The organism is Zhongshania guokunii, from assembly GCF_040892635.1.
GTDB classification, from domain to species: domain Bacteria; phylum Pseudomonadota; class Gammaproteobacteria; order Pseudomonadales; family Spongiibacteraceae; genus Spongiibacter; species Spongiibacter guokunii.
Genome location: NZ_JBFRYA010000007.1, coordinates 46,250 through 69,378, shown reverse-complemented (window position 1 = coordinate 69,378; position 23,129 = coordinate 46,250). Strand labels below are relative to the sequence as shown.

Here is a 23,129-nt window from a genome sequence, read left to right as displayed (position 1 = left end):
ACGAAACTATAAAAGCAAGTCAGTCATCTAGCCTTTGAGACAGCGCGGGCAAAATATCGTCCAACAACTGTTTCAAATTACGCAAAGACTCAGCATTAACACCCAATTTAGCCGCTAACGTTGTCGGTATCTCACTGCAATGCTGCTGGAGTGCTAAACCCGCCTCGCTGAGGTAAACAAGCACCACTCGCTCATCCTGCTCAGCCCGCCGCCGGTGAATGTAGCCCTGCTGCTCCAGACGCTTTAGCAATGGCGTTAGCGTATTGGTATTAAGAAGAGCCCTATCACCCACGACCTTTATTGAGCACGGCGCATGCTCCCACAAAATCATCATCACAATGTATTGTGGGTACGTGAGCCCCAGCGGTGACAAATGCTCTTGATACAAGCGCGTGATCAGCCGCGAGCTTGCATACAAGGGAAAGCACAGCTGATTATCCAACTGCAACTGCGGTAGTACCTGCCTGCCCTCCGCCACTACATCACTCATGCCGCCAGCGCTGCCTCAATATCTGCCGCTATGTTTTCGGGCTTGGTGGTTGGCGCAAAACGCTTTATCGCTTGACCATCTTTACCAACTAGGAATTTAGTGAAATTCCATTTCACCGCATTACTCAAAGTACCCGGCGCAGCCTTTTTCAAATAGGCAAACAGCGGGTGAGCATTTTTGCCATTAACATCAATTTTTTCGGTGATGGGAAAACTAACGCCGTAATTCATCAAGCAACTGCCTTCAATCGCGCCGGCATCACCGGGCTCTTGATTGGCAAATTGATTACAGGGCGCACCCAATATAACCAAGCCGCTATCTTTATACTTTTCGTAAAGGGCCTGCAAACCTTCGTACTGTGGCGTTAAGCCGCATTTACTAGCGGTATTCACTACCAGCACAACCTTGCCCTTGTAGCTAGATAGATCAAGCTCCTTACCCTGCAAACTGCGTATTTCAAAATCGTAAAATGTGCTCATAGTGGGCTCCGTGATAGAAATATTGGTTCAGGTAGAAGTGCCTAACTTAAATTAGCTAGGGTAATCAAAACCAATGACATAGCCATTAAACCAGTATTTTGTATCGCGCACAAGTAAATCGCACACGATACAAAATAAGTTTAGACTCAAGCTTTTCAGATTTACGCCGCTATAATGGGGTACATGCAACGTCACTGAAGCCTATATGGTCATTATCAACCCAAGCAATGCCACCCAACCGGCCGCGTTTAATCGCCCCGCTGGACCGGCGCCGATACTGCCCACTGACAAGGTACTTAACGCCGTGGTCATGGGGCAGCGTGCCGAGCACCTCTATGAGCTCGCCTCGGGCAATCTTCGACTGATGGCCGAAAGCCAAACCGCCCTGCGCCGCGGCGAGCAATTACTGCTGCAAGTTACCGGTAAAGACAGTCAGCAGCGACCCACCTTACAGGTTCTTGGTGGCGCGAACACCGCAGCAATAACGCCCCTGTTAAAAACCATGATTCCACAACAACAGAGTATCAACCATCTGTTGGCGAGTAGCGCTCAGCTGAGCACTGCCACAGCACCACCACAGCTCAAAGCTATAAGCCAAGCGATAATGGATATTTTGCCGCTGCGCCAGCAAGTAAGCGACCCTACAGGGCTTCGAGAGGCTATTGCCCAAAGCGGTTTCTTTATGGAAAACCAATTAGCTGCGGGCACCGCGCCACCCGGCGATTTAAAAAGTGCCTTGCTGCGAATGGCGCAACGCCTCGAAAACCTCCGCCTAAGCAGTGCGGCAAAACCCGCAGTAACTACCGGCGAACATAAAAAGCTTCTGCAAGATTACAGCGAGCTCGCGCGTAGCTCTGGCGCCAAGCCCGCTTCTGCGGGAGCGGAGTTAGCAACGGCTTTACTCAATAACAGCGGAAAACCCGCTACAAGCCTAAGCACCAGCTACGGCCAGATGCCGAAACCTAGCGACTTACCAGGCGAGCTGCGCGCCCAAGGTCGCCTTGCCGCAGAGCTACCAGATATAAAAATTGGTCAGGAGGCTGCTTTAAAACAGCTATTGCAAGAAGCCCGCGGCGCCATTGCCAGACTAGAGTCACATCAATTACTGCACCTCCAACAAAAAGACCCCCAGCAAGCCCAATATATAATTGAACTACCAGTTCGCAACGACGATGGCGTGGATGTTTGGCAAATGCAATTACAGTGGCAAGCCGCCCGCGACCACCCTGAAGAGAACGAGCAGCATAAGTCTGACGAAAGCGACGAAAATCTGCGCCGCTGGTTAATTAACTTAAACTTCGATCTACCCGGCCTCGGTCCAATAAATGCCCGCGTGCAGCAGCAAGGCAGCACGCTTGCCATCACCTTTAACTCCGAACACAGCAAGACCCACGAGCTTATTGCTGCTCGCCAACACGAGCTTAACCTGCGCTTAGAGGAACAGGGAATTACCGCCACCGAAATACAATCTCACACCGGCATCAGCAATGCGGCAAACTCACCACTAAGCAATCAATCCCTGCTGGAAGATCAAGCATGAGTGATAAAGCAGGCGAAGTAGCGGTATCTCTACATTATGATGGTGACAAAGCGCCGGTGGTCAGCGCCAAAGGTGAAGGCGAGCTCGCCCGCCAAATACTAATGATAGCCACCGAACACGACATACCTATATACCGCAATAAACAGCTAATTCAGCTATTGGCTCAGGTTGAGCTAGACAGTGAAATTCCTAGAGAGCTGTATATCGCAGTGGCCGAAATTATTGCCTTTGCCTATAGGCTAAAAAACAAAGAGCCTACGCCAAAACCAAGCCCCGCCCCCACAGGCGAGGCTGCACACCAAGACAATACCGACGAACAATAGCTGAAAGCCCCTTAGCCTAACAATTAACGGGTAAGCTTCCAGGTAAAGCGCAATTGAGTTGTCGCCGCAACCGCCTCGCCATTCAGTAATTCTGGCTCAAACTGACACTTGGATAAAGCCGACAAGGCTCGGTAATCGAGACGACGGGTACCACTGCTTTCAACAATGTGGCCGTCCTGCACAATTCCCTGCTCATCAAGCAAAAACTCCATAGTTACCGTGCCCTGCTGCCCTAAGCGCACCGATTCATCTGGATACTGAGGCCGCGAACAACTATCCCAATCGATACTCGCCGCACGCTTAACAGGTGCGGCCGGTGACACAGGCGCTGCCGCAGCTTGCTGTGGCTTAGCCTTTTCCTGCACTGCTGCCACCGCTTGCGTACGCGCCTTTTCAGCACTTCGCGCCCGAATTTCAGCTGCCTCTGCAGCGCGAGACGCCGCCTCTGCCGCCGCTTGCGCCATAGCTAGTGCCGCAGACTGCTCCTGCAATGTTGCCAACTGTTGCTGCTGAAGTTTACTTTGCTCGTGCTGGCTAAACTCACCGTCCAAACGCCGCTGCCACTGCGCCAACACCGCTTGCTCTTCAGACTGCAGCGCATCATCGTTTTGCGCGACGGACAGCTCAAACGTCGCCAACTTCGAAGATGGCATTGCAACACTCTGCTCGCCGCCCGGCGACAGCCACGCCGTCAACCCAGCAGCAGCGCAAACACCCAGTAGCGAAATCGCTATAACCGACTCCGCCGACTGCCCAAACCCTGTTTTTCTTGGTGCGACCACCGCGTCCATCATTTCACTCACTAGCAATCTCCACTATCTGTACAGCTACGCTGTCAAACCAAATAATCGCCCGATTCGCTTAAATACCCCGCGACTATCATTCGCGGCTGGTGGCGCAGCCTCGGCAGCAAGACGCAAGGTTTGCGCGGGGTTTTTTTGTAGTATTTCAAAACGGCGCATTGCTAAATTCACACTGCCGCGCAATAAGCCTTCGCTGATTGGTTTATTTAGAAAACGATAAATTTGCCCACGATTGATGAGATCAATCCCCTGCTCCGCATCTGACTGGCCAGTCAATACAATCGCAACCAAACTCGGGTGGTGCTGGCGCAAGGCGCTAAGTAGATCAATAACCCGTTCGCCACCAACAGTTAGCTCGGTGATAATCACCCCAATCTTATGTTTCTCTAACACCTCGAGCCCCTCGTCGAGGTTCTTCGCAGAATACACCGCGCGCTCGCGACCTAACACCCGCTGCAAGGTATTACGGGTGGCCTCGTCGTCATCAAGAATCAGGGTGCCAATATCGTCTACGCCTGGCACATACACTTTTTCGGTGGGATCTTCTTCTGCGGCTAATTCAACATGATCAACGCTTGACGCCTTAACCGCAGCAGCAATGGTTTGGCGAAGATCAACATTCGACCAGGGCTTATTGATAAAGCGAAAAATTTCGCCGTCATTAATTGCTGCCAAAATGGCACTGAGATCAGAATAGCCCGTTAACAACACCCGAATTGCACGGGGCCGAAGACTCTTCGCTGAACGCAGCACCTCTACCCCTGTCATTTCTGGCATGCGCTGGTCGCTGACCACTACATCAACATCGCCGTCGCGCAAAATCTCTAGGGCTGCCTCACCCGAGCCCGCAGTGAGCACATCGTAATCGCGACGAAACAATGCTTTTAATGCCACCAGAATTCTCGGCTCGTCATCAACAAATAGGATCCGCGGCTTGGCTGCCGCCGCTTCCGTATTGGCTAAGTCATCCATATTATTCTCCAAGCAAAACTACGTCATCTGCAGGCGTAACATCCGCCACTTTAGCGAGATTTTTAATAGGAAGGCGCACCACAAACTCAGTGCCCATACCAAGTTCTGATTCAACGGTGATAGTGCCGCCGTGATCTTCAATAATGCGGAACACAATCGACAAACCTAAGCCCGTGCCCTTGCCTACCGCCTTGGTAGTAAAGAACGGCTCAAAAATATGGGCTTGGGTATCCTGATCCATACCACTGCCATTATCGCGAATAGCGACCTCAACATTTTCACCGACTTGGCGAGTCGTAATCTGAATAAGGCCGCGACCATCCATCGCTTGGGCGGCGTTGTTAATCAGATTGAGAAACACTTGGTTCAATTGCGATGGCGCACAGCTAATCTCGGGCAAATCTGCGAAATTGCGATCAACGTTAATACCGTCTTTAAGCTGGCTATTACAAATTTTAAGAGCGGTATCAATACCCGCATTTAAGTCGAAGAGCTGGGATTGGGAGCGATCTACGCGGCTGAAATCTTTAAGACTCATCACCAATTCAGAAATTTGATTTAGGCCATATTCAACATCGGCCAGCAGCACATCAAACTCCTCTAGACTTTCAGCATCGACCTCCTGCCCCATGCCTTGCATCGATTCACGAATGATTTCGACATTACTGCTGGCATAACCGAGGGGGGTGTTAATCTCGTGAGCCACACCCGCCACCATCTGCCCCAGCGACGCCATTTTTTCAGACTGGATAAGCTGTCCTTGCTGCATTTTAAGATCATCAAGGGCCCTGCTTAACGCTTGGGTCCGCTTATCTACAATCTGCTCGAGATTGCTATTGGTGTCCTGCAGTTCATTATTGGCACTATCGAGTGCCGAGAAGCTTGACCGCAAGCGCACCGCAATTAAACCAAAGGCAAGCAATAGTGCCACCGCGTATACCGCGAGGGTTTGCCGGTAGCGGCTTGCAGTATTCTGCAGACCTTGGAAATGATTTTCGTAGGTGTACTGCAGAGTCTGTAAGGATGGCCCCGTTGCAATTTGATCGAACTGGCTAATCAATTTTTGCAAATCATCACGACTCTGGCGCAATAAAGTAACCGTTTCTAACAAATGTCCCAGCGCACCTCGCGCTGCATCACTAGCAAGCTGCTCGGTTGCCGCACTTACCTCGGCGTATAACTCATCTAAGAGATAAGCATTATCCGGAGCTGATTGAATACTGTATGCCGTCGCCCCTTGGAGCATGGCCATAATATTCTTACGAAGCCGCTCAGAACTATTTACCTCCGGCACATTAAGAACGGAGATGCCCGCCACCCGCATTACTGAGAAATATTGGGCCAGGCGCGCCAAACGCGCGGAATACTCGTTAAGCAAGCTTAATTTTTCAGAAGCTTGTTCGCCGTAGTGCGCCAGGGCCTCATCAATATCTGCGTTCAAACCACCTAAGCCCGCTTGGCCACTGCGCAGAGAGTTTTGGGTTACATCGAAACGCTCTCTTGCCAGCTCAAGTTCCCTAGCGCCAGACTCCAGCGCCAATCGCGCCCGCAGAATTTGTTGGTTCAGCTCAATATCGGCCTTAGCCGCGCTATCAATCTGCTCTAAGCGAATAACGTGTAAACCCGTTTCCAAGGGATTGCGCAGCATTTTCCACAACAAAAACACAATCAAGCCCAATGCCAAAGATATGGCTAGCAATACCAGCATGCGCTGCATACTAAAGCCCTTTGGCGCCGACAATTTCCGGTGGTAAATGTTTTGTGTAGACCCAGTCATTTTTCTTCTTATTGTTTTAATCGCCGGCACAATATCTCCTTCAAGTCAGTTTCTTGAGAATGTCAGCAGCACTAATGAATATTTTAATACTAGAAAATTTGAGTAATCTAATCTCTCGAGGATCTTCGTAACGTTATTATTAGAATGTGTAATAGAAACGCAGAATAAAAGGTAGCCACTTAAAAGTCTAGAGGCAATAACTACCAAGCAGGCCAACTAAAAGTAAATTCGAGCCTAGCTGTCTAGCTATCCACTTCGCTAAGGAGCTAAAATTAATGCAAATCGCAATGGACGCACCGTAAAATGAACACTCAAAACAGCACACAACACACTCGACGACTCCCCCTTAATGGCGCGCCCAACATCCGTGACCTAGGTGGATATCAAACCGACGATGGTGGCACTACACGCTGGCAAAAACTACTTAGAGGTGGTCGCCTTTCAAACCTTAGCAATAGTGATCAGCTCATTCTGGCGCAATTCGACGTCCGCGTTGTGTGCGATTTTCGCAATCCCAGCGAATACCAGCAGGATATTAGCAAGCTAAATAACATGCCTAAAGCGGTTATTCACAACCTCAGTATCAGCCCTGGGAATCACCAAAACATTATCGACATCAGCAGTATTGGCGCAGACCAAATGTCCGCCTGGATGCAACAAATAAATCGGGAATTCGTGCTGAACCACAGTCATACCTATCGTCATATGTTCGAGTTACTGCTAGACAATGACGACGGCGCATTCCTTTTTCACTGCTCCGCCGGCAAAGATCGCACCGGTTTTGCGGCCGCCCTAGTTCTTTCGGCGCTGAATGTATCCCGCGAGACAATAATGGACGACTACCTACTAACCGCCCAATACTACCCTCCCGCTGGCGAAATGGAGTATCTCGCCCAGAAATACACTCGCAACAACCCCAATATCGACATGGACTTATTTGCAACGCTCACATCAACGCGCCCAGAATTTCTCCAGGCCGCATTTACCGCCATCGATGAGCAGTACAGCTCTACAGACGAATATTTAGAGCAGGCGCTCGGACTGTGCGCGAAGAAACGGGAACTGCTAAAACAGCGCTATGTAGAGTAAGCTAAGTCACCCACAAGCAGCCACCAACGTAATAGCGGGCACCCCAACGGGCGATAGTTAATTTCGGTATCTAACTAACCCACCCCCTGCATAGCCAGTTTGCATGTCATTTCCCTTTTGTTATTTCAACATATGGACTGTATGCGCCATGTCGGTCACACTTTGACCAATACACTAAATGAAATACATAAGGATCAATCAAATGAACTCCTCTGTCGTCATTAGCGGGGTGGGCCTGTGGACTCCAACACATAGTATTAGCAATGAAGAGCTCGTGAGCAGCTACAACGCTTGGGCGGAACATTTCAATCTTGAGAATCAAAATGCCATCGCCGCAGGAGAGCTTGAAGAAAAGCCGCTTTCCAGCGCCGATTTCATCGAAAAAGTGTCCGGCATTAAAAGTCGCTATATTTATTCTAAAGAAGGTACCTTAGACATAAATCGCATGCGTCCGCTGCTAGATGCCCGCCGCGACGATGAAGTCTCCCACCAAGCAGAAATGGCTATTTCTGCCGCCAAGGCAGCATTACTGGCCGCAAATAAAACCGCCGCCGACATTGATATGGTGATCGTGTCCTGCGCCTACACACAGCGCGCATATCCGGCCATCGCCATCGAAGTACAAGCGGCGCTGGGAATCGACGGCTTTGGCTTTGACATGCTCGTTGCCTGCTCCGCTGCCACCTTTGGCTTACAAAGAGCGGTTGACGCAGTTAAAGCAGGAACATCAAAGGGCGTGCTCGTCATCAACCCAGAGCTCACCTCCCCCCAAGTTAATTATATGGACAGAGACTCACACTTCATCTTTGGTGATGTCGCGACCGCCATTGTGGTCGAAAGCAGCGAAACGTGCGTGTCTAACCACGCATTCGATGTGCTTAGCACAAAAAGTGTCACGTCTTACTCCAATAACATTCGCTCCAACTTTGGCTACGTAACGCGGACCACAGACGAAGACCCCTACTCAGCAGATAAGCTATTTCACCAAAATGGCCGCAAAGTATTTAAAGAAGTTTGCCCAATGGCAGCCGATCACATCGAAAGTCATTTGCAGAGTCAAGGCATTCAAGTGTCGGAATTAAAACGCTGGTGGTTGCATCAAGCCAATATCAATATGAACCTGCTAATCAGCAAGCGCTTATTAGGCCGGGACGCGACACTTGAAGAAGCGCCAATTGTTTTAGACGAATATGCAAATACTGCTTCAGCGGGATCTATTATTGCGTTTGCCAAACACCACGAAGATTTAACTACTGGTGATATTGGCGTAATTTGCTCGTTTGGAGCCGGTTATTCTATTGGCAGTTTGATTCTTAAAAAGCGATAAGACCCACAACTGGGTAGTCCAGCGTATTGCAGGGGGCGCTAGCAAACTCATGTGCTAACGCCCCCTGCAATTATCGGCAACACATCGCAGCTTTGTTTAGGTAAAAAAAAACAGCCACCTAAGTGACTGTTTTTTTCAAATATGGTCGGAACGGCAGGATTCGAACCTGCGACCCCCACACCCCCAGAGTGCCGTGAACAAAGCTATAACCACATGATAAATATGCAATACAGCCCTAAAACGCACTTCCCCACATTGCCAAACCGGCAGCAATATCACCCTATTTTCACGTATTAAAAATAGCTGTATATTCGTACAGCCATGATTCAACTCAGATACCGATACAACGCCGTATTCAAATCGGTGCGCGAAGGCGACGCGCCGAATCACGAGGTATTGCCCGTACTAACTAGGGACGGCGATTTCGAGCGCGTGAAGTGGCTTGGCTTTATAGACCTTGAAGATGCGAAGGCAATGGCGAACGCCAAGCCCGTGAAGTTCGATATTCACCAATACAGCACGTCCGTCGGCGCGATGCCGAGATGGCGATATATGCCCGAGGGTATGGCAGTGCAGGGCTGCTTAACTAATTTGGGAGTTTACGCGGTGGCTGAAGATGGCCGCCCGAGAATGGTAGAGACGACGAAGCCAGGCTAAATTGTTATATTTAGCCTGGCAACGATCAAGGAGGATCACATGCTAGTCATATCACTCAAAGTCGGCGAAAGCATCCGCATCAATGACGACACCATCATTACGCTAATCGAAAAATGGACTGGTGAGGTCGCGCTAAGAGTCGAGACTGATCAGGTTATTATCATCGATGACACTAAACCGCAGTTCCAGAACCTGTACGGCCATGCCTAAGCAATACCGCACAAGCCCTAAGCCGTTGATTCTGCGCACAACATGCCACGGCAGGCTGGAGCAATATAGGGTCGGTGTGGTGGAAAGTGTGGGGCTCAACTGTTCCTAAACGTCGATACTCGCCAACGCGCTCAATTTAGCCTGCACATACTCGTAATGCTCATCCATTTCCCCAACGCTTAACGCACGACTCCACACCGCAGCGTGAGCTTGCTTAATTTGCCCTACAAATGCGGCCGCGCCATCTTTACCAGCGTTGATCTTGCTTTCTATTATTTTGCGCGGGCCAGTATATGACGCCGTAAGGTTTATCGATTGGGCAGGTATATATAGTCGTATCTGGCCCGCAACGTCATCAACGCTCGCAAAAAGCATATTCCAGTTAGTGTTCCCACTAAATGCAGGACTAGTTGTGACGCCTACTAAGGAATTAGCCGCATCATAGATTCGATAAATCAATTTATCGAGATTACTTATGTAGACCAAATTCATAGGCACGTTAACCGTTCTTGCTCCGACAACGACCGGCTTGTCCGCCCATGTTGATTCGCCTCGAAAAGCCACCGCCATTGTCATTGACGCAGTATCAATCATATCTAAATCTAAGCCGCCTGCTGGGCCAAAGGTTGCGTATCCAGCGCTGTATGACGGAGCCCCATTAATAACACCCACACCCACCTCAGAAAAGTCCTTGGCGGTTTTCGATGAGTTATCACCGATCCAATGAAAGCCCTTAAGACCATCAAGCACGGGGCCAGAAAAACCAACCGCCGAACCAACAACGTCGCTCTCTACCTTAATTACGGGATTCATACGATTTCCTCATCAAAAAATACACACCAGCGATGCAGTGGCTTATTTATGCCAGCGGTGTCGAAAATAATACTATCACCCAGGCTGTCCCGCAGATTCGTTCTTGCGCCCGTGACTGGGCCTGACAAATTGCCGGGGGTGCCATTAAATCCCGCTCGAATATGACCGCCAGAAGGGAAGTCGGTCGCAAACGTAAATTTAACTTTGTCGTTACCCACGACTGAAACGCTTGATATAGCCAGCGGATCACCAACCTCATCTACGGCATCAAATCCATAATCATCAGCAGCAGAAACCAACGTGGTATCGAGTACGAGCTGGGTGTCAGTTGCAAACTTAGCAATGACATACTTGCCCTGAATTACCCAGCTAAGTGGACGCAAGCACTCCCAGCCTATGCGGTCAAAAAACACGCGCTTATAAGATAACCCGTAATACGCCCCCATCCACTTATAACTTTCAGCGGTGAGATGCAATCCGTCTACAGCATAATCAAATATGTAAGAAGGTGTGGCTATAAAGAACCCATCTTTAGCCTTGTGAGCAGCCAAATGCGCCAATGCGATTTTTGGATCTTGCTCATCATAGTAATTGTGAGAAGATACTTGGTAACCAATCATTCCTCGCTGATAGGTCAAGCCTGTATAAGTAGCCGCATCAATATCAATTTGTGCGCGCAATGCCGACAAGCTAGCAAGGTAGCTTTCGATAGTCGTGGAGCCATTATCATCAGCTTCACCCTGAGTCCAAAGCACAGCGGGTAAATCGAAAGCTAGCCCCAGCTCGTCAGCTCGCTGCGCCCCATAATCCAACGAATCCACAATACGCTGATAATATTCACCATCCGGTGAAAGCCCCGCAATACTTGTGCCCCCTCTGCCATTTGCCGCCGCCAAGAATTTAAAACCTTTATTTCCATATGTCCGGCCATCTTCAGCGACTAGCAGCTCAATAACGCATTCAGCAGCACCTGAGCACGGAGTCTCGCCATAGTTTGCATTCACATTTTCTGTCAAGGCGACCAACGTGGCGTGAGAATCCTCAACTGACAGCCCCCCCATCTCAGGCCGTATACCAACATTAAAGCGCAGGCTATCAAAACGCTGAGTCGTTGTGATTGCCGGAAAGCCCTCCGCCCCAATACTCAATGATTGCCCGTAGCTAATCAGCGCGAGTAAATCAGAATAAATTAGGGGCGGGGAATATTCGCTATCTTCTTCACCACCGCCTCCCTCAGTAATATCTACACCAGCAACACTTAAAGCAGTTAATTTTAGCCTGCCCTGCTGATCAAGAATCGCTATTTTTTGCCCGTATTGGTTCTCTATAACTAGCGCATTATCATCGGACTGACGCCCGTACACAGCCTCTATCTCAGATACCGCAACCCCATCAATTAGCGTCAAATCTGTAAATGTAGCAACCGGCCCCGTTTCTACTACGTAAATATCCAACGCCCCATTCGCAACGCCGCTAGGAATAGTAAAATACTCTCCCACACCTCGGTTCGCCGCAATTGCAATAGATACGGTCGCGCCAGTGGTACCCGCCGCCGAATCAATATCAGCAACAGCGGTGCCGGTGTAGTCCTTACCAGGCACAAGAATTGACGCCTCGGTTAATTCGCCGCCAGAAATAACAACTAATATTTTGCCGTTGCTGCCGGTTGAACCAGTAACATCGACAACATACGTCGCATCAGTGCCGCCAGACCCTGCGCCGGTAATAGCTACCGTTTTTAGGCCATTGCTCAGCGCGTCAGCTGTGCTGTCGTATTGGTTAGCCACTCCAGCCGCAGCGCCAGCAGACCCAATCGCGCTCTCAGCTGCCGCCTCAGCTGCCGCAGTCAAATCAACAATGTTGCCGTAGTCATCTACGATCTGCTTAAACCGCTTATCAATACTCGGTTTAGTCGTTTCGTCATACGTTACGTCTGTGTCTTCGTCGGCAATAAAAAGCTGTTCCATTGCCTCGGTAACCGCCGCGAGTTTCTGGGAGTTTTCGTATTCTGTGGCCATTGATTTACTCCGTGTACCAGTTGTCCCAGGCATCATCTAAGTTGCCCAGATATTCATCGATTGTGTGTGGGTAGAGGTAGGCGGCCAGCAGGCCGTATTCATCAAACTGACGGTCTTGCACTTCTATGTTTGCGCTTACGTTGTAGAGGTTTGCGTTGCTCATTTGCGAAACGCGATAAGTGCCATTTACAAAGCGCACCACACCATCTTTAAGGCCTTCGCCGTCGTGGTAGCTGCCGTTAAACCAATCTACTTTGTTGCAGCGCACGTTGATAAAGTGCTCAAAAATGACGAGCTGGCGAGGTTCTAGAATAAAGCTGCAATCAAATACGTCGTCCCTAACATCTGCAACAAGGCGCTGGCGAGCGCGGCCAGTGCTGGATTCGCTGCGCAGCACGCCGCCATTGTTTGGTGTGAACGAGTAACCGCGCTGCCACGTTGGCAGTATTGATGGCCACGTTTCCATTAACTGATCTCCGGTGGCGTGTTGTCGTCGTCAGCGTAAATTTCGGCTATGTATTCTTCGGCTACTACCGCAACGCGAGGCTTACCGTCAGCAAATCCGTTGGGGTTTATTTCGCGCACGATGGCGCGGGTGCCCCATTCGTTTTCTTCGCCAAGGCTAAATAACGTGGGTTCTTTGCTGCGATCTAGCTCAAAATCAAAGTCGAGGTTTGACGGCTCAAGCAACACCATGTCGTAGGCCGTGGCGCCCGCCTCAACTTCAAACAGGTCAGACATGCGGCCAGTGTTTTTGCGAAAGGCGGCGTAGTATGTGCCGCTGCCAAACTCTAATGGGCGCTCGGTGGTTACTGTGTCTATGCCATCAAAGCCGCGCACCACGCCATATTGCTCAGCGTCTAAATCACTTGCGATGGCAATAGCGTCACCGGGTAAACTATTCAGCGCATCTAGTTCGGTTTCAAAATTGAGTGTTGCGGGCTTGTAGTAAAGGCGGCGGCGCTCACGCATACCAATGCGCCATGCTTGAGTGGCGGCTGTTACGCCAATGATTTGCAGGCGCTTAGGGTTAAGACCCAAATCACCAGGCAGGCGGCATTCAATAACCGCCGGCTTGCCGGTGTCTGGCTCAACATATTCAACGTCTATGCCGTCTGGCTCAGCGTCGTTATACCAGCCCTCATTCCACACCAAGCCCTCATTCATCATTACGTCTGGCGTATACATGTGCTTAAAGTCATCGCCGGCGGCAACACGTATGGCAGTGACTTTGCCCTCGCGCGGGATCGGCTCTGCAAAGCCCGGCGCGAGCATAATTTTCAACGCTTCCCACAATGTGGTTTCGTCGGTGAACTCGCCGTTAAGCTCATCACCGCGACCCGCCCACAGGGTTTCTAGCTCACCGAAACGATCCCAATCAACCGCGGTTAAGGCATCATCGCCAATCATTTCGTAGAGCGTCCACGCAACAAATCGGCTTATGCTGCTAGTAGCGGAATAAGCGAGCGCGGCGTCGTTTTCAATATGGTCTTTTAGGTTTGCTAAGGTCGGCAGCATGCGACTATCGCCGCGAATGTTAATTTGGTTCTCGCCGCTCGCTGCTAGCGTGTCGGTGCCTACAAGCCGCAAGGTCATTGCAGTTACGTCGGCATAGCTGTCGTTTTGTTCAAGGCGCGATTTGACGCGCACGATAGTTAGATCCTGCCCAATGTTTCTGTCTATTTCTCGGTTACGACGACGGAAACGTATTTTCGGGTTATATACCGGCGAACCAAAATCATCGCGGTAGGTGTAGCGCAGCGGCGACTGATCTTTAGCGGTGGTTACAATCAACTCAGAAATTGTGCCGCTGTCGTGCTCTAATTCAAAATCCCAATACATCGACAGAGTAGTAATTTTGCTACCACTACCAGACACACCCCACAAGCCACGCGGATATTCATAATCTACTTCTACCGCATAAACGGCCTCGCCCTCTGGCGCCATTTGATACCAGTTTGACCACGGCCCCGCATCGACGCTAGGCACCAACGCTATCGACGCATCTACATCAAAATAACCCTCACTACCAAAACCCACCCAGTCAGGATCAATATCAGACGGGCTTGAAGACAACAGCCTTTCAACAGTAATGCCGTAAGGTATGCTTGGATCTATTGCCGTTATTAGGTAATAGCCTATAACAGCCTCAGGACCAGAGCCGGCATAAATCACATCGTCTACGTCAAAATCTGCACTAGATGCCGCGCCTTCCTCAGTTTGAAATATTTCAGCATCAACAAAGTCGTACAAATACGCTGGGTCTTCCGCTGGGTATTTAAGATCTAAGCCCGCAGTCCCGCGACTACCGCCAATCTCTTTACTGGTAAACCAATTTTGAGCGGCATCGTCTGCGCTTAAATCTGCATTGGGCGCGTAAAAACCCAGCACAGCATCATCACTGTATTGGCTTATCGGCGTCTCGCTGATATAGACATGCTCCGCGACGGTGTTATAGCGACCCACCCCCAAGCTGTACATGAGGTAGAGCACTTCTTTACCGTCAACAAAAGCGCGCCGAATACCGCTCAATAAATCGGGGAAGCGCGGAAAGCTACCAGCTATGTGTGGAATAATTCCATTCACCCGCGCGCGGTTTGCCCGCACGCTTAGGTTGTAGCTGCTCGCACCCGCCGGCGTGTTGTCTTGATAGCCCTCAAGATTACTCACTACATAAAGCGAGTAACCAACCGCCAATGCAATAAAACCGTAATAAATATAAGGCAGCGCGGCATAACGCGCCCGTATTGTTAGCGCCACTACATCGCCGTCTTGCAGCACATAAACGCCATGCTCCGCGTAGGGCCAAGGCTGACTATTTAACTCTGCGGAATAAGGCGGCGCCGGCAAGTCTACGTAACTTGGCACATTCGATTGCAGCCATGACTTTAGCGTTTCGCCGACAACAGAACGCCTGCCCAGCGAGTTACCAAGCTGGTCGTATATAATGAGTTGCGCCATTAAATTAGCTTCTTATGTATCCAGAATTGCGTACCGCCAGCGCATTGCTGGCCTCGCCGTTTGAAGTGCTCAATACTTTCTACTACAGTTCCGGTGTTGCCACTGGTGTGCCACACCATGCCGCCGTAAACCACGCCCACATGCACAAACACCTTGCCCACGTACTGACACGCCAGCGCAAAGTCGCGCGGCTTAGTCGGTGCAAACAAGGTTACTACGCGGTTATGCGCCTTGGCCTTAGCCAGCGTATTGTCGGCAGTGACAACACCCACCGGATAATCATCAGCTGTTAACGGCGTAAGCGCCGCCAAAAACTCTGCGACAAAATCAGAACAGTTACGACCCGGATCGCGGTACTGCCACAATCTAAAACGGCGCAGCGGATCAGACATACTTAAGACCCAAATATTCTCGCGAGTAATAGCGCTTTTTAGGGTAGGTAATATCAATCATTAAATGAAACGAGCCCTTAATGCTGGCCACGTTACGATCAACCGTGGTATCAGTCACCAAGGCTTTATAGATGCCGCCCGCTGGCGCGGAATAATCGCTAGGCAAATATTGGCGCAATTCAATTTGTACGCTTTCACCTGTGGCTCTGTAGTGCTGCTTAGCGGCTTTAATCTCACGCCGCGCACGCTGGCTTACGTTTTCTAGTTTTATATTTAAATCTTCTGCACCCTCTACGCCCGCCTTGGGCCAGTCGATAGCCGCGCCGCTGGCCTCGAATAACACCTGAGTTATGCCGTCTTCAAGCGTGGCTTCAATGTCGTAGTAGCCCTGCACAAACGCTATAGCACCATCTGCCAAACCGGCAGATCGCAAAATAACCGTGAGCACCGGCGTTTGCGTCGCGCTGGCAAATGCCATTTCCAATGCATCAGACATTAATAATTACCCTTTGGCTTAACATTGGTTTGGCTTTGCAGGGCGCGCATGGTTTTGGTTGACTTGCTAGATACTTCATTAAGAATGACGCGGCGAATATTACCGTCCACTTCATCGCGATCTGGCTGAGAAGCCACACCATTTATAAATATACTTACCGGAGCGCCACCGGCAACACTCTCGCCACCGCTAACCGCAGAACCACGCTGATCAAGAAATCGTGTTAGATCGGAGTTTTGGGACGGGCTTAAAACACGCTCACCCTTGTCGAGTAAATACGTGGACTCAGACGGTACATAATCTAAACCGCCGTGAGCGATACCAGCAACGGCCTGCCCGGCAACAATACCAACCGAGGCATAACCTAAAGCCCTTGTAGCAGCAGATAGGGCCAAGCCAACAGGCCCAGGGAATGCCGCAAGGGCGCCTGTTGCCGCCTGCTCTGTAGACACTATCATCGACGGTATCGCAGCCGCTTTCTGAACTAAAAATAGCGCCTTATATAAAGCTGAATTCTCTTTACCAGACTGAGCCAGCATATCTGTAGTAATCGACAATTGCTGCGCGGTAAAACCCAATATCATTTGAGCCGTTTGCTGCTGAAAATCCTTGCGCTTTAACGCCTCTTCTTCTAATTTTTTGGTTTTCTCATCTTCTATGTCTGCTAAATTAAGCTGGTGCGCACGCTCGGCTTCGTATAGCGCCTGATTTTGTTCGTTAGTTATCTGCTGAGTAACCGCGCCTTTGCTGCGCAACAATTCGTATTCTTCTTCCAGCCTTGTCTTTTGGCGCTCAAAGCGAAGATTCTCAAGCTCCACATCCATGCCGTCAGCGCGCAACGCCTCTTCATGAATCTGGGCATAATAGTCACGCTGCTTATCGATAAGCCCTTGCAGATCAGATGAAATCCCCATTGCCACTTCTGGATTTTTCTTTGCAACGCCAGAACCACCAACCTCAGTAGACGGCATTACAGGAGCATCATTCTTATACGAGCCAACCAAATCATTGGCGACCTTCAGCTTTTGATTCAATACATCCATTTCTTCTTGAGCTTTTTTGAGCTCAAAGGCAGCGCCAACGCCACCACTATTTTCCACTCGCGCACGCCACTGATCAATTTTCTGCTGCTGTTTATCAACTTGCTGCTGAATTCGATTAACGTCATCCATTGCAGGCCCATGCACCAGTGCGGCAATTTCTTCGCCAGCCCACTTGGCCATTTTCACAGCACCAGCAATCATTTCGCCGGCTTTTGCAAACCCTTTTATTAATGCAGATGCTAGCGCATTAGCAACCGCTACTGTTTCTGGGTCTTGCAGTATTGCAGTCAACCCCTCAATACTTTCCTTTGTATCGTCTAAGCCATCACCCGCTTCAAAAAGATCGGCAAACGCGTTAGACAAACCTTTAATAGCGCCGCCAAAGGTATCGCGCGCTGCCGCAGCACTGCCGCCAAACTGGGTTTCTAGTTCGGCCAAAATAATCTCTTGGGCTTTGGCTTTTTCGCCTGTTTCTACCAGCGATTTAATAACGTCTTTTTGCGCATCGCTAAACTGGATACCAGATCGCGTAAGCGCAGTTAAGCCCGCCACCGGATCATTTAACGCCTTACCAATTTGCAACACTGAACTGTTTAAATCGGTACCCATGCGGCTAGACAAATCCAATGCCGCCACCGTCGCCTTTTTAAATTGCTCGCCTGCAATATTGGTAAAGGTAACAAGCTTGGCTTGCGCATCAATGATTTGCTCGTCACCAAACAAGCTTACTTTTTGCAGGTCTGCAGCATGCCTAGTCATTTCAGCAACCGTTAATCCTACGGTGCCGCCGGTCGACTTCCAACCCTGCTCAAGCTGTTTAACCGCTGCCTCTTGGGCCGCAGTCGCATCAATGACTTTTTTGGTAAGCAGGGCAATACCCGCTGCAGCTGCTAAGTTGCGAAAGACCTTGCCAACATCGCTAACATCGCGCTCAGCTTGCTTACGCCACCTGCTGGTTTCCTTGCGCGACTTATCTAAATCACGCTGATAGCGAGCCGTTTCGGCCTCCATCCTTACGAGTACTTTACGGAGCTCGTCAGACATTCTTCTTCACCGTGGATTTAAGATAATTTCGGAGATCAGTCAACTTCTTGCCGCCGTCCACAGTCGTTTTTGTGGTGAGCATATAGTCAGACATTCTTGGCCTGCGCTTACCTTTCGGCGTATGGGCACTGGCATAGATCATGGCCAACATGGCCGCGTGCGCGTTGTCGCGGTTTGCACCCCAAGGCTCAACGGCATACAGGGCTTGCATTGCCGCAAAGTCAGACGATGGCCAGCGCCTAATTACATCGGGCTCAATACCCGTGGTGGCAACTAAGTGCCAGAAGAATCGGTCTCGGGCGCTGGTTCTGACTTTTTTTCTAGTGACTCCTGCGCACGAGCGGTAAGCCCAGAGACATCCATCACCTCTGCGCCCAGCTTAACCAACTGAATAGGCGACAAACGATTACTCAGCTGCACCGGCGTAAGTCCAAAATACTCCACCACGCACTCGCAACCGAGCCACGCCCACAGCGATAGCTTGTCTGCAAAATCAGACTCACTAATGCCACCGGCGATGAAATACATTTGGGTAGACATTGGCACTACATTCACGGCGCCAATGCCTTCGACCGTACGCCCTACCGGATTTACAAAGCCTTGCTTAAGGCGGCGATTACGCCGCCAGCGTCGCCACCAAGCCATTACGATGAAGACTCAGTAACATCATGGTCGTCATTGCGCTTGATGTTGAAGGTCTGCATATTAAGATCGCCGTCACCGTTCGGGTCGGTTACCGTTGTGGGCGCAGACACCACCAAATACGGCGCCTCATAGGTTTCTGTCACCGTGCCATCGGTAAGAACGTGCTGGCAGTTAATCGGCGTTTTAGCACGGTGCGCTGCACGCAGCAGATCCTGTGCCGCATCCTCGTAGTCCTTCTTCACTTTTAACGCGATGGTTTCACCATCTTCAAAGCCAAGACGATACTTTTTGGTGTTGCCGGTGTCAGCGGTAGTGCGATCGGCAATTTGCGCCGCCTCAGAACCATCTAGATCCGGCACCTCCATTAGCGCCATGGCCGTAAATACTTCCGGCTCCTCACCGTCACCCACTTTAAATGTATAACCTTGTGCAAATTCCATTGTTTAAACCTCTTGGTAGGTAAGAAGGAGCGTAAAACTCCGGGCAAATTGCGCCGCCTCGCCATCACGCGAGTCGAAGCTGTTAAAAAAACGAGAGAACATAATTTGATAACCGCCAAAGTTGCCCACGTAATCTCTGAATACAGATTTAATTTGGTCGGCCAATTCAGCCGCGGATGCAGGTGTAGCCGCCCAGCAATCAACGGTTAGCTCTAACTGCTTTGAATTAAGGGTAACGCCGGTAGTGCGCGTCTCTTCATCGTCATCGGTGGTTAGCAAAACAAAGGGCAAGGCCAGCGAAGGATCTGCCGACGTACGGACAACCGTGGTGCCAGGTAATTGCGCGATGATGTAAGCGCGAACCGCATTTTCGATTGTCATTTCTTCCTCGTCTTTTGCAGCGCTTTATCTAAATACTTACCTATGGCGTCATAGAACCGATTGATCGCTTCATCTTTTTTAGAGTCGAATGCATCCGCCAGAAAGTCATCCGTCGGAAAACTACGCGATCCGTTTTTGGTCTTTAATGGCTTTGAAACAGCACTAGAAAACAGAGCGCCATACCACGCCTCACCAGCCGGCCGAACCGATGCACTAGCAAAGTTTTTAGACTTACTAAGAAAAGACTTTTTACCTATATTGCGACTCAAAAAGCCGGGGCCAACAAGACGCCCTTTATACGTTCTGTGCGCATCGTCACCTTGTGGCGCATTAGCACGCGCCTCTTTAACAATAGGCGTAACCGCAAACGTAACAGATTGACGCAGAGCTTTACCGCTCGCAGCTGCACCCAACTCCTTAAACATTTTATCGAGCTCATCAAAGCCCTCAGTTTGCTTGCCGGTCACGGACGGTCACCAATAGCTGCTGATTCAGGTCGCGCACATTTTCAATACCCACAATCGTCATTACGCGACCTTCAAAACTCCTAAGCGCTTTTGTTCTATCTAGGTCAGATCGGTAACGCATGCGGTAAGTCACCGTGTCATAACCAAACTCACCAGCCGCCGCCTTGCGCGTACCTGATGATTCAGTGAGCTTTTCAGCCCATATCTTTGGCTTGACCACCTCAGACCAAACACCATTGATATTGCCGCCGGAATCTCTACCTTGTTCAAGTAAAAATAATCGATGCCGAAGCGGGCCCAATCTCATATACCCAACCCCACGCGATAAAAGTGCAACAAACGCGACACCGTTGGTAGCTCGGCTATAGAGGCGCCGACAACAAACTGTTCGCGGTTTTGATCAAACTCAGAAATTAATATTAAAATTGCTTGGCGCACCGACTTGGGAAATATCTCTGATGAGGATTCCTCACTGCTGCTGTCGGCCTCGCCAACCCACGGAATAGGCCGACCAAGGTAGTTGCTGGCGTAGTCCACGGCGGCATCTAGCAAGCCCTCTAAATAAGGGTCTAGCTCAGAATCAGCGTCCAGATCCGCTATGCGTAGGTGACGCTTTATGTCTTGTAATTCAATCAGCATAATTTAGCTCAACTTGCCAAGGACGCGGTTTGCCATGGAAATAAACGCAGCGGGTACCGGCTGGCACTTGCTGCTTACAATGTACTTTGTAAGATCTGTACTCAGCGCCAAATACTGACGGCCGCAGCCCTAGGTGGTCGCGGATAAATGCCTGATCGCCCCACATATTGCGCGTGCGATACCGACGCATAAAATAGTGCGGCCGCTTGGCAAAGGTGTCGTACACATGGCGCGGCGCGCTTTGCCACGACATAACGCCGCTGCCAAAATCACCTTGGCGATAAACATCGCGGAGCATAGAAAAGCGCGTGCCGATTTCTGGCAACTTGCCAACAACCACGGTATCAAGGTCTAGGTACAGCGTTGGTGAATCGCACTGCTTGAACAGTTCTAATTTGCTCCACCACCCTTCCCAGCCATGCTCCAACGGAATACGCGTCACACGAACATGATCAATGTCGACATCGCTCAAACACACAATGGGTAGATCGTTATAGGCGAGTATGGTGTCAGCCAAAGCCGCCACATGCTCAGGGCCGTATTCTGGCCCCTGCTTTAAAACGCAAGCGATTTGCATACAAACACATGGTGCTTAGGATTAGCCACCGCCTCTATAACGTTAAAGTATTGCTGCAGTTCTTCCGCCCACCACGCTAGCGGCTTGACAGTGAGATGCAGATGCTCACCAATCTTGTCACCCTCATGGCATACAAAATTAGCGATCTGAAAATACACTAGCTCGACATGCTCACTAATCTTTTGCAGGGTTAGCGGTATGCGATCTGTCGGCACATGCTCAAGCACATCGGCACAAAATCCGTATTCAAAACGGCCTAGATCAACCGGCAGCTCCCACAAGCAAGACGCAACAAAGCGGCCGTCAAATTCGCTGCAGGCATTATGCGCAATATCAACAGCAGTCACATTAAACCCCATGCCCTGCAGGGCCGCAGAAACACGCCCCGTACCACAACCCAGATCGACAACACTAGCACCAGGCATCGGCTTTAAACGCGCCAGCGCGTCGGTCAAATGGCGCATGCCAGGTGATCTTTCGCGATAGCTCTCGCAACCCCACATTTTTTGATACTTGGCTTTTTCTTCTGCCGCTATTGCGTCAACCATTCCATACCCTCAGCAATACTCATGGCTGGTAATTTACTTACCATGGCACCGCAATTGATTACGTCGATCTGCGACAAGGCAGACTCAAACAGCAATGGCAAGTGAGACAGGTCATTGGGCCAGCCACGCCCTACCCGCTCTTCAGCACTTGCATCGACACCTACCAGCGCGACCCGCTCAGCGCCCAAGTGATACGCCAAACCCAGCGCACCGTAAGCACTGTTGCCGGTGTTAATTTGCCCCGCCTCTTTATTCAGCCCAAGGACTGCACTCCACCGCCACAACCACCACTCAGGCGTACTACGCGCAGGCGCTTCACCACGCCTAGCAATGCGCTTGTATCGGTCTATACCTGCAGGCAATACGATGTAGTCGCTGACAGCGGCGCAATACTTAACGCCATGGCGACGCCGTTTCATACGCCGCATATTGTCGGCCGACGGATCTAGGGTGAACCAGTAATCTGCACGCGCCAGCCATTCGATAGCGCCATTAACAGCAATAACCGTGACACCGGCAGGCGGCACAAAGCCTTCAGCAGATGGCCCACTGGCCACAATCACGCATCGCATAGGGCTTGCTCCAAAGGGATTCGCGGCCACAGGTTTAGGGCGGTGTCGCGGCTTGCGTTTATAACTTCTACACCAGCAAGGTACTCAACCGATGCTTTATACTGACCTAGCCATCGCGGCATTGAGCCTGCGTTACCTAAACCTTTAGGATGGTCGCCATGAAAATGCACGACACCGCTGTTGCTTTTTTGGCAGTCGTAACCCACCAGCACTATCCGCTCGGCGCCTAAATGCGCAGCTAATTTAATGGCTGCTGCGCCGCTATTGCCCGCGCCACCAAGATCTATAGTGGCGGCACCCTTAACATTTTTAGAGCTGGTGTATCGCTCGCCTGCAAAGCAGCCAGCAACATCTTTTACATGCATACGCCACCATGCGCGATCCATCGCAAATAAAGCATCCGCCCAATTTACGAACTTAAACATG

The 23,129-nt window shown here is 50.4% G+C and carries 29 protein-coding genes; 6 read left to right on the top strand and 23 right to left on the bottom strand.

Annotated elements, in window-relative coordinates; all coding sequences use genetic code 11:
* Positions 1-19: 19 nt before the first annotated feature.
* Positions 20-490 carry a MarR family winged helix-turn-helix transcriptional regulator gene (locus tag AB4876_RS09595; protein ID WP_368381438.1) on the bottom strand — a complete coding sequence of 157 codons (471 nt, stop codon included), beginning with the start codon at positions 488-490 and terminating at the stop codon, positions 20-22.
* A complete protein-coding gene (locus AB4876_RS09590) occupies positions 487-969 on the bottom strand; it encodes a glutathione peroxidase (protein ID WP_368381437.1) in 483 nt (160 codons plus the stop codon). The genes AB4876_RS09595 and AB4876_RS09590 overlap by 4 nt, the downstream gene beginning before the upstream one ends.
* 205 nt (positions 970-1,174) lie before the next feature.
* Between AB4876_RS09590 and fliK the strand changes: the two genes are divergently transcribed.
* Positions 1,175-2,509, top strand: a complete 1,335-nt coding sequence (gene fliK / locus AB4876_RS09585) for a flagellar hook-length control protein FliK (RefSeq protein ID WP_368381436.1) — start codon at positions 1,175-1,177, stop codon at positions 2,507-2,509.
* Positions 2,506-2,832, top strand: a complete 327-nt coding sequence (locus tag AB4876_RS09580; RefSeq protein ID WP_368381435.1) for an EscU/YscU/HrcU family type III secretion system export apparatus switch protein — start codon at positions 2,506-2,508, stop codon at positions 2,830-2,832. The genes fliK and AB4876_RS09580 overlap by 4 nt, the downstream gene beginning before the upstream one ends.
* A gap of 23 nt (positions 2,833-2,855) precedes the next feature.
* Here the strand turns inward: AB4876_RS09580 and AB4876_RS09575 are convergent, their stop codons facing one another.
* Genes AB4876_RS09575 through AB4876_RS09565 form a run of 3 tightly spaced genes read right to left on the bottom strand, consistent with a single transcriptional unit; the run spans position 2,856 to position 6,384 of the window.
* The gene (locus AB4876_RS09575; protein WP_368381563.1) at positions 2,856-3,626 is read right to left on the bottom strand and encodes an energy transducer TonB; all 771 of its coding nucleotides are present in this window, start codon (positions 3,624-3,626) and stop codon (positions 2,856-2,858) included.
* Positions 3,627-3,659: 33 nt separating this feature from the next.
* Positions 3,660-4,607 carry a response regulator gene (locus AB4876_RS09570; RefSeq protein ID WP_368381434.1) on the bottom strand — a complete coding sequence of 316 codons (948 nt, stop codon included), beginning with the start codon at positions 4,605-4,607 and terminating at the stop codon, positions 3,660-3,662.
* Position 4,608: 1 nt separating this feature from the next.
* Positions 4,609-6,384 carry a DAHL domain-containing sensor histidine kinase gene (locus AB4876_RS09565; protein WP_368381433.1) on the bottom strand — a complete coding sequence of 592 codons (1,776 nt, stop codon included), beginning with the start codon at positions 6,382-6,384 and terminating at the stop codon, positions 4,609-4,611.
* A 303-nt stretch (positions 6,385-6,687) separates the two neighbouring features.
* Here AB4876_RS09565 and AB4876_RS09560 point away from each other — a divergent pair, with 303 nt between their 5' ends.
* From AB4876_RS09560 to AB4876_RS09545, 4 genes are all read left to right on the top strand, one after another.
* The gene (locus tag AB4876_RS09560; protein WP_368381432.1) at positions 6,688-7,473 is read left to right on the top strand and encodes a tyrosine-protein phosphatase; all 786 of its coding nucleotides are present in this window, start codon (positions 6,688-6,690) and stop codon (positions 7,471-7,473) included.
* A 202-nt stretch (positions 7,474-7,675) separates the two neighbouring features.
* Positions 7,676-8,800, top strand: coding sequence for a beta-ketoacyl-ACP synthase III (locus tag AB4876_RS09555; protein ID WP_368381431.1), 1,125 nt, complete (start codon positions 7,676-7,678; stop codon positions 8,798-8,800).
* Between the two features lie 321 nt (positions 8,801-9,121).
* Positions 9,122-9,457 carry a hypothetical protein gene (locus AB4876_RS09550; protein WP_368381430.1) on the top strand — a complete coding sequence of 112 codons (336 nt, stop codon included), beginning with the start codon at positions 9,122-9,124 and terminating at the stop codon, positions 9,455-9,457.
* Positions 9,458-9,496: 39 nt separating this feature from the next.
* Positions 9,497-9,667 (top strand): carbon storage regulator, encoded by a 171-nt coding sequence (locus tag AB4876_RS09545; protein WP_368381429.1) that lies wholly within the window; start codon positions 9,497-9,499, stop codon positions 9,665-9,667.
* 105 nt (positions 9,668-9,772) lie between these two features.
* Here AB4876_RS09545 and AB4876_RS09540 read toward each other — a convergent pair whose 3' ends face one another.
* Genes AB4876_RS09540 through AB4876_RS09455 form a run of 18 tightly spaced genes read right to left on the bottom strand, consistent with a single transcriptional unit; the run spans position 9,773 to position 23,128 of the window.
* Positions 9,773-10,480, bottom strand: coding sequence for a LamG-like jellyroll fold domain-containing protein (locus AB4876_RS09540; RefSeq protein ID WP_368381427.1), 708 nt, complete (start codon positions 10,478-10,480; stop codon positions 9,773-9,775).
* On the bottom strand, positions 10,477-12,498 hold the full coding sequence (locus AB4876_RS09535; protein WP_368381426.1) for a sialate O-acetylesterase: 2,022 nt from the start codon (positions 12,496-12,498) through the stop codon (positions 10,477-10,479). Before AB4876_RS09535 ends, AB4876_RS09540 begins: the two co-directional genes overlap by 4 nt.
* Before the next feature lie 4 nt (positions 12,499-12,502).
* Positions 12,503-12,964: a hypothetical protein gene (locus tag AB4876_RS09530; RefSeq protein ID WP_368381425.1), complete on the bottom strand. Its 462-nt coding sequence runs from the start codon at positions 12,962-12,964 to the stop codon at positions 12,503-12,505.
* Positions 12,964-15,459, bottom strand: a complete 2,496-nt coding sequence (locus AB4876_RS09525) for a host specificity factor TipJ family phage tail protein (protein WP_368381424.1) — start codon at positions 15,457-15,459, stop codon at positions 12,964-12,966. The genes AB4876_RS09530 and AB4876_RS09525 overlap by 1 nt, the downstream gene beginning before the upstream one ends.
* Entirely contained in the window at positions 15,459-15,851 is a 393-nt protein-coding gene (locus AB4876_RS09520) for a hypothetical protein (RefSeq protein ID WP_368381423.1), read from the bottom strand. The genes AB4876_RS09525 and AB4876_RS09520 overlap by 1 nt, the downstream gene beginning before the upstream one ends.
* Positions 15,844-16,347, bottom strand: coding sequence for a DUF1833 family protein (locus tag AB4876_RS09515; protein WP_368381422.1), 504 nt, complete (start codon positions 16,345-16,347; stop codon positions 15,844-15,846). The genes AB4876_RS09520 and AB4876_RS09515 overlap by 8 nt, the downstream gene beginning before the upstream one ends.
* Positions 16,347-18,434 (bottom strand): phage tail length tape measure family protein, encoded by a 2,088-nt coding sequence (locus AB4876_RS09510; RefSeq protein WP_368381420.1) that lies wholly within the window; start codon positions 18,432-18,434, stop codon positions 16,347-16,349. Before AB4876_RS09510 ends, AB4876_RS09515 begins: the two co-directional genes overlap by 1 nt.
* Complete coding sequence (locus tag AB4876_RS09505) at positions 18,427-18,678, bottom strand: phage tail assembly protein T (RefSeq protein WP_438273409.1); 252 nt, start codon at positions 18,676-18,678, stop codon at positions 18,427-18,429. The genes AB4876_RS09510 and AB4876_RS09505 overlap by 8 nt, the downstream gene beginning before the upstream one ends.
* Positions 18,679-18,707: 29 nt before the next feature.
* The gene (locus AB4876_RS09500; RefSeq protein WP_368381418.1) at positions 18,708-19,079 is read right to left on the bottom strand and encodes a hypothetical protein; all 372 of its coding nucleotides are present in this window, start codon (positions 19,077-19,079) and stop codon (positions 18,708-18,710) included.
* Positions 19,079-19,519: a hypothetical protein gene (locus AB4876_RS09495; protein WP_368381417.1), complete on the bottom strand. Its 441-nt coding sequence runs from the start codon at positions 19,517-19,519 to the stop codon at positions 19,079-19,081. The genes AB4876_RS09500 and AB4876_RS09495 overlap by 1 nt, the downstream gene beginning before the upstream one ends.
* Before the next feature lie 3 nt (positions 19,520-19,522).
* Positions 19,523-19,900: a hypothetical protein gene (locus tag AB4876_RS09490; RefSeq protein WP_368381416.1), complete on the bottom strand. Its 378-nt coding sequence runs from the start codon at positions 19,898-19,900 to the stop codon at positions 19,523-19,525.
* A complete protein-coding gene (locus AB4876_RS09485; protein ID WP_368381415.1) occupies positions 19,897-20,367 on the bottom strand; it encodes an HK97-gp10 family putative phage morphogenesis protein in 471 nt (156 codons plus the stop codon). Before AB4876_RS09485 ends, AB4876_RS09490 begins: the two co-directional genes overlap by 4 nt.
* The gene (locus AB4876_RS09480) at positions 20,348-20,674 is read right to left on the bottom strand and encodes a phage head completion protein (RefSeq protein ID WP_368381414.1); all 327 of its coding nucleotides are present in this window, start codon (positions 20,672-20,674) and stop codon (positions 20,348-20,350) included. Before AB4876_RS09480 ends, AB4876_RS09485 begins: the two co-directional genes overlap by 20 nt.
* Entirely contained in the window at positions 20,671-21,006 is a 336-nt protein-coding gene (locus AB4876_RS09475) for a head-tail connector protein (protein WP_368381413.1), read from the bottom strand. Before AB4876_RS09475 ends, AB4876_RS09480 begins: the two co-directional genes overlap by 4 nt.
* The gene (locus AB4876_RS09470; RefSeq protein ID WP_368381412.1) at positions 20,996-21,583 is read right to left on the bottom strand and encodes a hypothetical protein; all 588 of its coding nucleotides are present in this window, start codon (positions 21,581-21,583) and stop codon (positions 20,996-20,998) included. Before AB4876_RS09470 ends, AB4876_RS09475 begins: the two co-directional genes overlap by 11 nt.
* Positions 21,562-22,131 carry a class I SAM-dependent methyltransferase gene (locus tag AB4876_RS09465; protein ID WP_368381411.1) on the bottom strand — a complete coding sequence of 190 codons (570 nt, stop codon included), beginning with the start codon at positions 22,129-22,131 and terminating at the stop codon, positions 21,562-21,564. Before AB4876_RS09465 ends, AB4876_RS09470 begins: the two co-directional genes overlap by 22 nt.
* Positions 22,116-22,703, bottom strand: coding sequence for a motility associated factor glycosyltransferase family protein (locus AB4876_RS09460; RefSeq protein ID WP_368381410.1), 588 nt, complete (start codon positions 22,701-22,703; stop codon positions 22,116-22,118). The genes AB4876_RS09465 and AB4876_RS09460 overlap by 16 nt, the downstream gene beginning before the upstream one ends.
* Positions 22,691-23,128 carry a hypothetical protein gene (locus AB4876_RS09455; RefSeq protein WP_368381409.1) on the bottom strand — a complete coding sequence of 146 codons (438 nt, stop codon included), beginning with the start codon at positions 23,126-23,128 and terminating at the stop codon, positions 22,691-22,693. The genes AB4876_RS09460 and AB4876_RS09455 overlap by 13 nt, the downstream gene beginning before the upstream one ends.
* Position 23,129 lies beyond the last annotated feature (1 nt).